The 13,107-nt window shown below is 60.9% G+C and carries 13 protein-coding genes and 2 tRNA genes; all 15 read right to left on the bottom strand.

Annotation, left to right across the window (positions count from 1 at the left end; genetic code table 11):
* Positions 1-2 precede the first annotated feature (2 nt).
* The 15 genes from QYS36_RS07165 to QYS36_RS07095 all read right to left on the bottom strand — a co-directional run bounded on the left by QYS36_RS07165 (position 3) and on the right by QYS36_RS07095 (position 13,093).
* Entirely contained in the window at positions 3-572 is a 570-nt protein-coding gene (locus tag QYS36_RS07165) for a hypothetical protein (RefSeq protein ID WP_308838817.1), read from the bottom strand.
* On the bottom strand, positions 572-1,348 hold the full coding sequence (locus tag QYS36_RS07160; RefSeq protein ID WP_308838816.1) for a sigma-70 family RNA polymerase sigma factor: 777 nt from the start codon (positions 1,346-1,348) through the stop codon (positions 572-574). The genes QYS36_RS07165 and QYS36_RS07160 overlap by 1 nt, the downstream gene beginning before the upstream one ends.
* A 772-nt stretch (positions 1,349-2,120) precedes the next feature.
* Positions 2,121-2,197, bottom strand: a tRNA-Pro gene (locus tag QYS36_RS07155).
* A gap of 88 nt (positions 2,198-2,285) precedes the next feature.
* A complete protein-coding gene (locus QYS36_RS07150; protein WP_013791840.1) occupies positions 2,286-2,642 on the bottom strand; it encodes a MerR family transcriptional regulator in 357 nt (118 codons plus the stop codon).
* A complete protein-coding gene (gene ihfA, locus QYS36_RS07145; RefSeq protein ID WP_013791841.1) occupies positions 2,623-2,925 on the bottom strand; it encodes an integration host factor subunit alpha in 303 nt (100 codons plus the stop codon). Before ihfA ends, QYS36_RS07150 begins: the two co-directional genes overlap by 20 nt.
* Before the next feature lie 3 nt (positions 2,926-2,928).
* Entirely contained in the window at positions 2,929-5,304 is a 2,376-nt protein-coding gene (gene pheT, locus QYS36_RS07140) for a phenylalanine--tRNA ligase subunit beta (RefSeq protein WP_308838815.1), read from the bottom strand.
* A 45-nt stretch (positions 5,305-5,349) separates the two neighbouring features.
* Complete coding sequence (gene pheS / locus QYS36_RS07135) at positions 5,350-6,366, bottom strand: phenylalanine--tRNA ligase subunit alpha (RefSeq protein ID WP_070883499.1); 1,017 nt, start codon at positions 6,364-6,366, stop codon at positions 5,350-5,352.
* A 129-nt stretch (positions 6,367-6,495) separates the two neighbouring features.
* On the bottom strand, positions 6,496-6,852 hold the full coding sequence (gene rplT / locus QYS36_RS07130) for a 50S ribosomal protein L20 (protein ID WP_013791844.1): 357 nt from the start codon (positions 6,850-6,852) through the stop codon (positions 6,496-6,498).
* A gap of 25 nt (positions 6,853-6,877) precedes the next feature.
* Positions 6,878-7,072, bottom strand: coding sequence for a 50S ribosomal protein L35 (rpmI, locus tag QYS36_RS07125; RefSeq protein WP_013791845.1), 195 nt, complete (start codon positions 7,070-7,072; stop codon positions 6,878-6,880).
* A 59-nt stretch (positions 7,073-7,131) separates the two neighbouring features.
* The gene (gene infC, locus QYS36_RS07120) at positions 7,132-7,683 is read right to left on the bottom strand and encodes a translation initiation factor IF-3 (protein ID WP_308838949.1); all 552 of its coding nucleotides are present in this window, start codon (positions 7,681-7,683) and stop codon (positions 7,132-7,134) included.
* Entirely contained in the window at positions 7,683-9,605 is a 1,923-nt protein-coding gene (gene thrS / locus QYS36_RS07115) for a threonine--tRNA ligase (protein ID WP_308838814.1), read from the bottom strand. The genes infC and thrS overlap by 1 nt, the downstream gene beginning before the upstream one ends.
* Before the next feature lie 290 nt (positions 9,606-9,895).
* A tRNA-Val gene (locus QYS36_RS07110) sits at positions 9,896-9,972 on the bottom strand.
* Between the two features lie 716 nt (positions 9,973-10,688).
* The gene (locus QYS36_RS07105; RefSeq protein ID WP_308838813.1) at positions 10,689-11,651 is read right to left on the bottom strand and encodes a PA2778 family cysteine peptidase; all 963 of its coding nucleotides are present in this window, start codon (positions 11,649-11,651) and stop codon (positions 10,689-10,691) included.
* Positions 11,636-12,037: a PA2779 family protein gene (locus QYS36_RS07100; RefSeq protein ID WP_308838812.1), complete on the bottom strand. Its 402-nt coding sequence runs from the start codon at positions 12,035-12,037 to the stop codon at positions 11,636-11,638. Before QYS36_RS07100 ends, QYS36_RS07105 begins: the two co-directional genes overlap by 16 nt.
* A gap of 162 nt (positions 12,038-12,199) precedes the next feature.
* Positions 12,200-13,093, bottom strand: a complete 894-nt coding sequence (locus QYS36_RS07095; protein WP_308838811.1) for a LysR substrate-binding domain-containing protein — start codon at positions 13,091-13,093, stop codon at positions 12,200-12,202.
* Positions 13,094-13,107: the final 14 nt, after the last annotated feature.

The following is a 13,107-nucleotide window of genomic DNA, read 5'->3' as shown; positions in this document are numbered from 1 at the left end:
GGTCAGTCATCGTCGTGGAGCAGTAGTGAAATGCGTTCCTCATCCATCCCCGCCTCTCTTAAAAGGCGTTCAAGCGGGACTTTCTCGGCCGGGGCTGGCTTGTCATCCGACTTGTTTGCACGAAGCACTGATGCCTGCGCAGGCAAGAGGAGAAACGACTGAACAACAGAGACTGATGTTTGTAGCGCGTTGGCTAAGCGCCCGAGGAACCGGCTTGGCAACGTCGCAACATCTATTCGGCGCTCGCGAATGGCGACGCCGACCTGCATGGGTAATCCGAGAGTTTTGGCTGCTGCAGCGAAGGTTCTTGGCGAGGCGGCCTGCAGGATTTCCACCGTGACTACGGACTCGCGGAGCCGGCCCATTTTAGCGCTCACGGCGGCGAGCTCTTGTACGCTGAGCGGAAGGTCCTCGTCGACTTGCCGGGAAAGCTCTCTGGCGAGATCGACAAGGTCGGCAGAGAACTGAGGATAGTCGGCAAGATACGTTTTGAGCACCTCGGATCCTGGCTCGAAATCCATCGCGAAAGCGTTCATGACGTCTTCGCTAGAAATTGGTGAACGCTTAATCATCACAGTTTTCCCTTGCGTTCAAGGCGCAGTCGCAGAGTCGCAAAGGCCTTGTCGCGGTGTGTACGGATGGTTTTCTCGCTCTTGCCTAGTACTTTGCTTATGGTGACAGCAGAGGGGTCTTGCGAGTCGATGGGAATCTCTTGGCGCCACATTTCGACGATTCTTCTTTGGAGTTCAGGCAGACTATCAATCTCTTCGTCGAGCCGTAACCGGTAAAATTTTTCGTCGAGCACTCGAGGATCAAAAGGGTCGTAGCCATCGATTGCTGCTTCCAGGACGTTGGAAACACCATCCTCGTCCATGCATAGCTCTTCACTCTGGCGATCACGCTTCCAGTGGCGATCACTGGCATCCTTCCGATCCTTGGCGATGGCCGAATTGAAGTTGACTTCGTAGTAGTCCAGGCGATCGTCATACGCTGTCCGATCGCTAAGCAACAAATCGATGAAATGGTCGACGACATCATCCCGGATGTTCGTCTTGGTAAGTGAGACTGTGGCTCCGTCCGAGTCCTCGGCGCGAGGCGCGAGAAGGAAAACTCGGTGGAGCAGCCGCTCAGTTAGCCTCTCGCGATGCGGGCCACCCCCTGCATTGCGTACAAAGTGCACCAACGCCTCCGGTGAGACAAAGTCAGGGGAGGTGCGAGAGCAAATGGCCGCTCTGCGCTCAAGTTCGGAGGGGCTAACGGCCGTCAAATCATGAATTTCGGCTTCAACGGCCGGACGCCGCTGATACAGCGTGCCATCAAGTTTGATCTTACGAAGGGGACGCGCCACGACTACTCCTTTGTCTCGTACTCATGTCCTTTCTATAAATAACCCACAAGAGGCCTCATAAGCGCAATACTTAATGCTGCAGCCAGCTAGACCTTTTGGTTCAGTGCTATCTTGAATTATAGGCTCCGTGATAGCCATACGCCATATGGCGACCGGTTCTGAATGGCAAGACTCCACCCAGCGTGGGCGAACCAGGTCGAGCCAGCAGTCTGCCAGTTGCCCCCAATCTGGACACTCGTGCAGACGCCCCACCAGGCTAACCGCAAAAGCACCTTGGCCTGCTCCGCTCAGTAGGCTCGATACAGATCCGCATCAATCAGTGATAAGCAAGCAACGACGTACATTTTCCGCCGAGTTCAAGCGAGAGGCAGCGACTGCTCTACAGTCTCATTCCTGTTTAGGCTCTGTACGAAAAGTACCTGCGCTCGGTGATGCTTCGTTAAAAATCGGTTCGGACTGCTCATTTACAACTCGTAAACTCCGCGTCCTCACCGATTTTTGCCTCGCCTGACCTTCGCTCGGAGACTTTTCGTACAGAGCCTAGCCACTTGTTTACCAAACCCTGTCAGGTAGTAACACTGCGATCGGCTATTGGGCTTGCCCGGCCTGGTCATGGTAATCAGCCCTAGCGGGAAAAGCGGAAAAGGGGACAGATTTATTTAGTTGGTGTTCTGGATACGCCGTAGCCGCATCGCACTTGCGTAGTGCTACAACTGCCACGCAAACAAAAAAGCCCGACCATTTCTGATCGAGCTTCGATGTTGGGATTATTTGGTCGGGACGGAGTGATTCGAACACTCGACCCCTTGCACCCCATGCAAGTGCGCTACCGGGCTGCGCTACGCCCCGACGGGTGTTGCTGGTGCCTTTGGCGTTAGCCGAAAGCGGGAGAGACTATAAACTAAGCATCTGAATTGTGGAAGGTTTTTCTACAAATTCATTTGCGCAGGACGTGGAGTACATCCTCCAGCTCGGCGATCATCTGTTTGATGAGTTGCTTGTACTGGGTGGTGTCGTCCTTGGCTTCTTCGCCGGTCAGGCGCAGGCGTGCGCCACCGATGGTAAAGCCCTGGTCGTACAGCAAGGCGCGGATCTGGCGGATCATCAGCACATCCTGGCGCTGATAGTACCGACGGTTGCCGCGACGCTTGACCGGGTTGAGCTGTGGAAACTCCTGCTCCCAGTAACGAAGCACGTGCGGTTTGACCGCACAGAGTTCACTGACCTCGCCGATGGTGAAGTACCGCTTGCCGGGTATGACAGGCAGTTCGTCGTTATGACTTGGTTCCAGCATAAGCTTCAACCCTGGCTTTAAGCTTCTGGCCGGGGCGGAAAGTCACGACACGGCGGGCCGTGATCGGGATTTCCTCCCCTGTTTTTGGATTACGACCGGGGCGCTGACGCTTATCGCGCAGATCGAAGTTACCGAAGCCTGAGAGCTTCACCTGCTCATTGAGTTCCAGTGCCTGGCGGATTTCTTCGAAGAAGAGTTCCACCAGTTCCTTGGCTTCTCGTTTGTTCAGGCCCAGCTCATCGTACAGACGTTCGGCCATCTCAGCTTTCGTCAGTGCCCCCATACGCTAGTTCCTTAACGTGGCGTTGAACCTTTGTTCCAGGGAGGTGAGGATGTTTTGCGTGGCTGTACTCACCTCATCGTCGTTTAGAGTGCGCGATGGATGCTGCCAGGTCAAGCCGACCGCCAGGCTTTTTCTAAGCGGATCAATACCTTTACCCTGATAAACGTCAAACAACCTGAGGTCGGTCAGCCACTCGCCAGCCTGCTCGCGAATATCGGCCAGCAGGTTCTTGGCCGGCACGTCACGGTCGACCAGCAACGCCAGGTCACGGCGCACTTCCGGGAAGCGCGACAGCTCCTTGAATGCCGGCATGCGGCCCGCGGTGATTTCGCTCAGCAGCAGCTCGAACAGGAACAGCGGCTGATCGATACCGAGGGTCTTGGCCAGCTCCGGGTGGATGGCACCCAGGTAGCCGACCAGGCGCCCTTCGCGCTCGATGCGCGCGGTCTGGCCCGGATGCAGGGCGCTGTGCTCGCCCGGTACGAAGGCGAAGCTGCCCGCGTCGCCTGCAGCGGCCAACAGGGCTTCGACATCGGCCTTGGCGTCGAAGAAGTCCACGCCATCACGGCCATGGGCCCAGCTTTCCGGCAGGCGGCTGCCGGTGATCACACCGGCTAGCATCGGCTCCTGCTTGAGTTCGTCCAGCTGGCCAACGAAGCGCAGGCCGCTTTCGAACAGGCGCACGCGCGACTGCTGACGGTTGAGGTTGTGCTCCACCGCCTTGACCAGCCCCGGCCACAGCGAGGCGCGCATGGCGGCCATGTCGGCGGAGATCGGGTTGGCCAGGGTCAGCGGCTGCACGCCCGGGCTGAACAGCTCGAACAGCTTGGGATCGATGAAGCTGTAGGTGATCGCTTCCTGGTAACCGCGGGCCACCAGCAGGCGGCGCAGCACCGGCAGGTCGGCCACGGCCTCGGCCTTGGTCTGCGGCGCCAGGCGCGCTTGCGGGTAGCGCACCGGCAGGCGGTTGTAGCCGTACAGGCGAGCCAGCTCTTCGATCAGGTCGACTTCCAGGCTGATGTCGAAGCGGTGGCTCGGCACCTTGACCTGCCACTGCCCTGCTCCACCTTCGATACCCAGGCCCAGGGCACCCAGCAGTTTGACGATCACCTCATCTTCGAGCTTGAGGCCGAGCATCTGCTCGACGCGCTCGGCACGCAGGCTGATCGGTGCGATGTTGGGCAGTTGCGCCTCATCGACCGCTTCGATGATCGGGCCGGCTTCACCACCGACGATCTCCAGCAGCAGCGCGGTGGCGCGCTCCATGGCTTCGCGGGCCAGTTGCGAGTCCACGCCACGCTCGAAGCGGTGCGAGGAGTCGGTGTGCAGGCCGTAGGAGCGAGCCTTGCCAGCCACGGCGATGGTGTCGAAGAAGGCGCTTTCCAGGAACAGGTCGCGGGTGGTGGCGCTGACGCCACTGTGCTCGCCGCCCATCACGCCGGCGATGGCCAGGGCGCGTTGGTGGTCGGCGATCACCAGGGTGTCGGCACGCAGGGTGACTTCCTGGCCGTCGAGCAGCACCAGCTTCTCGCCCTCTTCGGCCATGCGCACGCGAATGCCGCCCTGGATCACGTCCAGGTCGAAGGCGTGCATCGGCTGGCCGAGTTCGAGCATCACGTAGTTGGTGACGTCGACGGCGGCATCGATGCTGCGCACGTCGGCGCGGCGCAGGCGCTCGACCATCCAGCGCGGCGTCGGCTTGGACAGGTCGACGTTGCGCACCACGCGGCCCAGGTAACGCGGGCAGGCTTGCGGGGCCAGCACTTCGACCGGGCGCACTTCGTCGTGGACCGGGGCGACTGCGGTGACTTGCGGGCGGGTGACCGGCGCGTCGTACAGGGCGCCGACTTCACGGGCCAGGCCAGCCAGGGACAGGCAGTCGCCGCGGTTGGGGGTCAGGTCGACTTCGATGCTGACGTCGTTGAGTTCGAAGTACTCGCGGATGTCCTGGCCCACCGGCGCATCGGCCGGCAGCTCGAGCAGGCCGTCGTTGTCCTCGCTGATCTGCAGCTCGGACGCCGAGCAAAGCATGCCGTTGGACTCGACGCCGCGCAGCTTGGCCTTCTTGATCTTGAAGTCGCCGGGCAGTTCGGCACCGATGGTGGCGAACGGAATCTTCAGGCCGGGGCGCACGTTGGGCGCGCCGCACACCACCTGGAAGGTTTCGCTGCCGTTGCTGACCTGGCACACGCGCAGTTTGTCGGCGTCCGGGTGTTGCTCGGTGCTCAGCACCTCGCCGACGATCACGCCGCTGAAGGCACCGGCCACCGGGCTGACGCTGTCGACTTCCAGGCCGGCCATGGACAGGCGCGCGACCAGTTCGTCACGGGTCGCCTGGGGGCTCACCCAGCTGCGCAGCCACTGTTCACTGAATTTCATACTGTCTGTTCTCCTGATCGAATTCGATTACAAAACTGCTGGGGGCTAGCGAAATTGCGCCAGGAACCGCAGGTCGTTATCGAAGAACAGCCGTAAATCGTTGACGCCGTAGCGCAGCATGGCCAGGCGCTCGACGCCCATGCCGAAGGCGAAGCCGGAGTATTTTTCCGGGTCGATGCCACTCATGCGCAGCACGTTCGGGTGCACCATGCCGCAGCCCATCACTTCCAGCCAGCCGGTCTGCTTGCACACGCGGCAGCCTTTGCCGCTGCACATCACGCACTGCATGTCGACTTCGGCCGACGGCTCGGTGAACGGGAAGAAGGAAGGACGGAAACGCACGCCCAGAGGCTTCTCGAAGAACACCCGCAGGAATTCCTCGATGGTGCCCTTGAGGTCGGCGAAGCTCACGCCCTCGTCGACCAGCAGGCCTTCGACCTGGTGGAACATCGGCGAGTGGGTGATATCGGAATCGCAACGGTACACACGGCCCGGGCAGACGATACGGATCGGCGGCTGCTGGGACTCCATGGTGCGCACCTGCACCGGCGAGGTATGGGTGCGCAGCAGCATGTTGGCGTTGAAATAGAAGGTGTCGTGCATGGCACGCGCCGGGTGGTGGCCCGGAATGTTGAGCGCCTCGAAGTTGTGGTAGTCGTTCTCCACTTCGGGGCCTTCGGCGATGCCGTAACCAATGCGGGTAAAGAACTGCTCTACGCGCTCCAGGGTACGGGTGACCGGGTGCAAACCACCGGATGCCTGACCACGGCCCGGCAGGGTGACATCGATACGTTCGGCCGCGAGCTTGGCACTCAGCGCAGCCGACTCGAGAATCTCTTTACGGCTGTTGAGGGCGTCTTGCACGCGCTCCTTGGCCGAGTTGATCAGCGCGCCCGCCTTGGGGCGTTCTTCGGCAGACAGATTGCCCAGAGTCTTCATGACCTGGGTCAGCTCGCCTTTCTTGCCCAGATAGTGAACCCGCAGTTGTTCCAGGGCGTTCACATCGTCGGTGTGACTGACAGCCTCGAGCGCTTGCGAGACCAGCACATCCAGATTTTCCATTTACAGACTCCAGATACGAAACAGGGGAAGAGCTTGAAGGCTCTTCCCCTGTCGATGACGTTTAGAGTCGACCTGCGGGTTACGCCTGTCGCCTCTACTGCACCGGGAAACCCGGTGATTGTCGGGGACTTAAGCCAGTACGGCTTTCGCTTTCTCGACAATCGCAGCAAACGCCGCTTTTTCGTTCACTGCCAGATCAGCCAGAACCTTGCGGTCGATTTCGATCGACGCTTTTTTCAGGCCAGCGATCAGACGGCTGTAGGACAGACCGTTGATACGCGCACCAGCGTTGATACGAGCGATCCACAGAGCGCGGAACTGACGCTTCTTCTGGCGACGGTCACGGTAGGCGTATTGACCCGCCTTGATGACAGCCTGCTTGGCAACACGGAATACACGCGAACGTGCGCCGTAGTAGCCTTTAGCCAGTTTCAGGATTTTTTTGTGACGAGCACGAGCGATAACGCCACGCTTAACACGAGCCATGAGTAATTTCCTCTATCTTGACCGATTAACGAACGCGCAGCATGCGCTCGACTTTAGCTTTGTCCGACGGATGCATCAGTTCGCTACCGCGAAGTTGACGCTTACGCTTGGTGGACATTTTGGTCAGGATGTGGCTCTTGAAAGCATGCTTGTGCTTGAAGCCCGCTGCCGTTTTGAGAAAGCGCTTGGCAGCGCCGCTCTTGGTTTTCATTTTTGGCATGTTCGTAACTCCGCATTCAGTTGATATAGATAACCATAAGGCCTGCCGTGCCCTGGAGGTTATTTCTTGCGTTTGGGAGCGATGACCATCATTAGCTGGCGTCCTTCCATCTTAGGATGCTGTTCGACGGTACCGTGTTCGATGAGGTCAGCTTCGACCCGCTTCAACAGTTCCATCCCCAGCTCCTGGTGGGCCATCTCACGACCACGGAATCTCAGAGAGATCTTGGCCTTGTCCCCTTCCATCAGGAAACGTACCAGGTTGCGTAGTTTTACCTGGTAATCCCCTTCTTCCGTCCCTGGACGAAACTTGATTTCTTTAATCTGCTGCTGGTGCTGGTTCTTCTTGGCAATGGCAGCCTGCTTCTTCTTCTCGAAGAGGTGCTTGCCATAGTCCATGATCCGGCAAACCGGCGGCAAGGCGTCCGCGGAAATTTCTACCAGATCCAGCTTGGCTTCTTCCGCGATCCTAAGCGCTTCATCAATAGAGACGATGCCAATTTGCTCACCGTCAGCGCCAATTAACCGAACCTCGCGTGCCGAGATATTCTCGTTGATCGGAGCCTTCGGGGCGCCTCGTTTATCTTGTCTCATATCACGCTTAATAATGATTACTCCAATTCTTGGCGACCACGCCGGGAAACCGCTTGCGCGAGCAATTCAGTGAATTGAGCGATGGGCATGGAGCCCAGATCAGCACCCTCACGAGTGCGCACAGCGACAGTTTGCGTCTCCACTTCACGATCCCCGATGACGAGCAGATAGGGAACCTTGAGCAAAGTATGCTCACGGATTTTAAAGCCAATCTTCTCGTTCCTCAAGTCTGACTTGGCACGAAATCCGCTCTGATTCAACGTTTTTTCCACCTCGAGGGCGAAATCGGCCTGTTTGTCGGTGATATTCATGATCACCGCCTGGGTCGGCGCCAGCCAGGCCGGGAACACGCCGGCGTAGTGTTCGATCAGCATGCCGATGAAACGCTCGAACGAGCCGAGGATGGCGCGGTGCAGCATGACCGGGCGCACGCGGCTGTTATCTTCGGCGATGTAGCTGGCGTCCAGGCGCTCCGGCAGGTTCGGGTCGTACTGCAGGGTGCCGCACTGCCAGTTACGGCCGAGGCAGTCGCGCAGGGTGAACTCGATCTTCGGGCCGTAGAAGGCACCCTCGCCCGGCTGGTATTCCCATTCCAGGCCGGATTCGTTCAGGGCGTCGGCCAGGGCGCCTTCGGCGCGATCCCACAGCTCTTCGGAGCCCACGCGCTTGGCCGGGCGAGTCGACAGCTTCATGGCGATATCGCTGAAACCGAAGTCCTTGTAGACATCCAGGGTCAGCTTGATGAAGTCGGCCGCTTCCTTCTTGACCTGCTCTTCGGTGCAGAAGATGTGCGCATCGTCCTGCACGAAACCACGCACGCGCATGATGCCGTGCAGCGCGCCGGACGGCTCGTTGCGGTGGCAGGCGCCGAATTCGGCGAGGCGCAGCGGCAGGTCGCGGTAGGACTTCAGCCCCTGGTTGAACACCTGCACGTGGCACGGGCAGTTCATCGGCTTCACCGCGTAGTCACGGCTTTCCGACGAGGTGGTGAACATGTTCTCGGCATAGTTGGACCAGTGGCCGGAGCGCTCCCAGAGGATGCGGTCGACGACCTGCGGGGTCTTGATTTCCGAGTAACCGTTCTCGCGCTGCACCTGGCGCATGTACTGCTCGAGCACCTGGTAGACGGTCCAGCCGTTGGCGTGCCAGAACACCATGCCCGGCGCCTCTTCCTGCAGGTGGAAGAGGTCGAGCTGCTTGCCGATCTTGCGATGGTCGCGCTTTTCGGCTTCTTCGATGCGCTGGATGTAGGCCGCCAGCTGCTTCTTGTCCGCCCAGGCGGTGCCGTAGACGCGCTGCAGCTGCTCGTTCTTGGCATCGCCACGCCAGTAGGCGCCGGACAGCTTGGTCAGCTTGAATGCCTTGAGGAAGCGGGTGTTGGGCACGTGCGGGCCGCGGCACATGTCCACGTACTCTTCGTGGTAGTACAGGCCCATGGCCTGCTCGTCCGGCATGTCGTCGACCAGGCGCAGCTTGTAGTCTTCACCGCGCGAGGTGAACACGTCGATGACCTCGGCGCGCGGCGTCACCTTCTTGATGACGTCGTACTCCTTGTCGATCAGCGCTTTCATGCGCGCTTCGATGGCGGTGACGTCATCCGGCGTGAAGGGGCGCTCGTAGGCGATGTCGTAATAGAAGCCATCGTCGATGACCGGGCCGATGACCATGCGCGCCGTCGGGTACAGCTGCTTGACCGCATGACCGATCAGGTGGGCGCAGGAGTGGCGGATGATCTCGACACCCTCCTGATCCTTCGGCGTGATGATCTGCAGGGTCGCATCGCTTTCGATCAGGTCGCAGGCGTCGACCAGACGGCCGTCGACCTTGCCGGCAACGGTGGCCTTGGCCAGGCCGGCACCAATGGATTGCGCCACCTCGAGTACGGAAACCGGGTGATCGAACGAACGCTGACTGCCATCGGGAAGAGTAATGGTGGGCATGGCGCCTCCTCTCCTAGTGGTGACCTCTACCAAAGGCCACATGGGTTGGGATGAGCCAGTAAGCGATCCGGTGGCGTATCTGCCATACAGAGGCAGGGGCCGCGAGGCCAGCCGAGAACGAACCGCAGTCACTGGAGGATGTGAAACGGTGGATGCTTTCAGAATCGAGCGGGCCTGACAAGGCAAACCGGCCATCTTCGAAAACTTCCGCAGCGCCGGACGCGACCACGACCGGAACGCCAAAACGACGAGCAAAAAAAATGGCCGCCGAAGCGACCATTTAAAGAATTTGGTAGGCACAATTGGATTCGAACCAACGACCCCCACCATGTCAAGGTGGTGCTCTAACCAACTGAGCTATGTGCCTGCTGTGGGTGCGCATTCTACGGAGCCGCGAAAAAGAGTCAACATCTTTTTTCGCTAACTGACTAAAAAAACTGAGTTTTTTGGGTTTGAGGTGCGCAGCCGCCCTGCCCCTCACCGTGGGAATGCCGGCTCTTGTTCCCGGGTATCGCTTCACTCGACCCAGGCTACGAGGATCGCTCCCCACGCTCCGCGTGGGAATGCATCGCGGGACGCTCTGCGGCTCCGGGCTCGCAAGCGGGCGCGGAGCGCCAAAACCCCAAGCCACCCTGCTGGAGCGCGGCGCGATCAGTTGATGGGCTGCGCCCATCCTACGGATTAACAACTCTTTAACTGTGGGAGCGGGCCATGCCCGCGAAATTCGCGCGCATGGCGCGCGCTCACAGGGGGTGGTGATTTAATGATCGTTCCCACGTTCCGCGTGGGAATGCATCGCGGGACGCTCTGCGGCTCCGGGCTCGCAAGCGGGCGCGGAGCGCCAAAACCCAAGCCACCCTGCTGGAGCGCGGCGCGATCAGTTGATGGGCTGCGCCCATCCTACGGGCATCGCTACCTGTTGGGCGGGCGGGGACGCCTAGTTCATGCCCGCGAAATTCGCGCGCATGGCGCGTGCTCACAGGGGGCAGTGATCTCCAGGTTAGCGAGGCTTGCGCTCGGCTCTTTCGCCACACAAACAAAAACGGCGCTCGATGAGCGCCGTTTGTTTTCCTGCATCAATGGCTACTGAACCGGACAGGCCATGGGCATCGCCGTGCACTGCTCGCTGGCTGCGCCCTGCTTGCCGGTGACCGTGAAGCGCTGGTCGTCCGGCTTCAGGCGCTGGGCGCACTGGCGGGCGCTGGCGGCTTCGGCCTTGCAGCCGCGTTCGTCGAGTACCTGGGACAGGTTGAACCAGCCGGGCGCGAAATCGGCCTGGCGGTTGACGCTCTCGCGAAACGCCGCTTCGGCGCCGCGCAGGTCGCCACCGGCGTAACGGCTGTTGGCCAGGGCGAACCAGGCCACTGCCTGCTCGGGCCAGCGCTGGGTGGCGGTGCGGTAGGCGTGCTGGGCGACATCCTTGCGGCCAACCTCTTCCAGATCCGCCGCGGCCTTGAGCCACACGGTCGGCTCGGCCGTGGCCGGCAGGGTGTCCGGCGGCAACGTCACCACCGCCCAGCGATTGCCACGGGCCCAGGTCTTGTCGAAGGCGGCGAACGCGGTCACCCAGCGGGGTGTGGTACCGGAACGCAGGATCAGCGTCTCTTCACGACGGTCATAGCCCACCAGCACCGCGAAATGCCACTGCGGGTACCAGTCGAACCCCAGGTTCTGCAGCACCAGCACCGGGTTGCCGGCAGCCACTTCGGCGAGCAGCGAATCGAGCCTGGGCTTGAGCGGGTAGACGAGCAGGTCATGGGCCCGCGCGGCGGCGACCATCTCGACCTGCAGGCTGCCTTCGCGACCGGGAATGTAGACCTGGTCCTGCAGGAAGCCGGGGGTGGTCAGCACACCGCGCTGGTTGAGCATGGTCGCCAGGGCGGCCGGCCCACACTGGTACGCGGTCTGCGGATAGAAGGGAACGCTGCTGAGCTCGACCCGCTCAGGCAAGCGCTCGGTCTCCGGTGACAACACCGGCGACCTGGCGCATGCGCTGAGCAGGACGAGCAGAAGTGCAGCGTGGAGCAGTCTTAGCGATTTATGCATTTCACGAAACTGAAGATGTCGGTGGCGCAGAGCATATCGGTGATGATGAAGATCACCAAGAACAACACGATCACACCGACCACACCGGCACCAGCCGGGGCTTCGGACAGTTGCTGGTTGAATTGCGCGAGTTCGGCACTGGTCAGGTTGTTGATGCGGTTCTCTACCTGATCACGCTCCACACCCATGGCGAGCAGTTTGTCCTTGACCTGCTGATCATCGAGCATCGACAGCAGCTGCTGACGGTCGACCTGTTGCTGCTGTTCGGTCAGCACTTCACCCGTGCCGATCATCGCGGCATTGGCAAGTGGAACCTGGGCGATCATCAGGACATGGAACACTGCCAGCATGGCAGCCAGACGACGGAAGAACGGGGTTTTGGTCATTTTGGTATCTCCTTGTCAACCATCATCCTAGACCCATGTGGCACACAGCCAGTTCCGCCTATATCTGCACCTTGTTCGCCCTGGCCTGCAGGCCAGTGCCTACGGGGCCTGCAGCCGCGCGCGAGAAAGCCGTGGCAAGGCCATTTCGGATCGGCAGAAAGCTCAAGCCATGTTGCGCAATTCGCTGCTCAGGTAATCGAGAAAACAGGTGATGCGCGAGGTGAGCGCGGTGTTGCGGTAGTACACGGCGTGGATCGGCTGGCGTACCTCGACGGTGTGCGCCGCCAGGATCTGCACCAGGTCGCCACGCGCGCGGTCGAGGTGGGTCATGAAGTCCGCCAGGCAGACGATACCCACGCCCTCCAGCGCCAGCTGGCGCAGTGTTTCCCCGCTGGACGCGTGCAGGCTCGGCACGCAGCTGAAGCTGTCGCCCTGCTCATGGCGCAGCGGCCACTGGTTGAGGGTTTCGGGCTGGGTGAAGCCGAGCAGGCTGTGCTGGTGCAAGGCCTCGACGCTGTCGGGCGCACCGTGGGCGGCGAGATAGGCCGGGCTGGCCAGCACGCGAAGACAGCTGCTGCCCAGCGCGCGCGCATGCAGCGTCGAGTCGCGCAGCGGGCCGATGCGGATGGCCACGTCGGTGCGCTGCTCGATCAGGTCGATGATCTGGTCGCTGCTGTGCAACTCCAACTCGATGTTCGGGTAGCGCTCGCGAAAGCCCCTGATCAGCGGCACCACCGCATGCAGCACGAACGGCGCCGCGGCGTTCACCCGCAGCCGCCCCGCTGGCGTTTGCCGGCGCACGCGCATCTGCTCCTCGGCCTCTTCGACGCTGGCGAGGATGCGCCGCGCCTGGGCCAGAAAGGCATTGCCCTCCTCCGTCAGCTCCAGGCGCCGGGTGGTGCGCTGCAGCAGCGTGACATCGAGCTTTTCTTCCAGCCGACTGAGGGCGCGGCTGATGCCGGAGGCGGTCTGCCCGAGTTGCTGCGCAGCCGCGCTGATCGAGCCGCTGGCCACCACGGTGCTGAAGGCGAGGAGTTCATCGAGGGTCGTTTTCATGGCGGGCATTCGTG

Source organism: Pseudomonas sp. G34 (assembly GCF_031119625.1).
Taxonomy (GTDB): domain Bacteria; phylum Pseudomonadota; class Gammaproteobacteria; order Pseudomonadales; family Pseudomonadaceae; genus Aquipseudomonas.
This window is presented reverse-complemented; position numbering and strand designations above follow the sequence as displayed.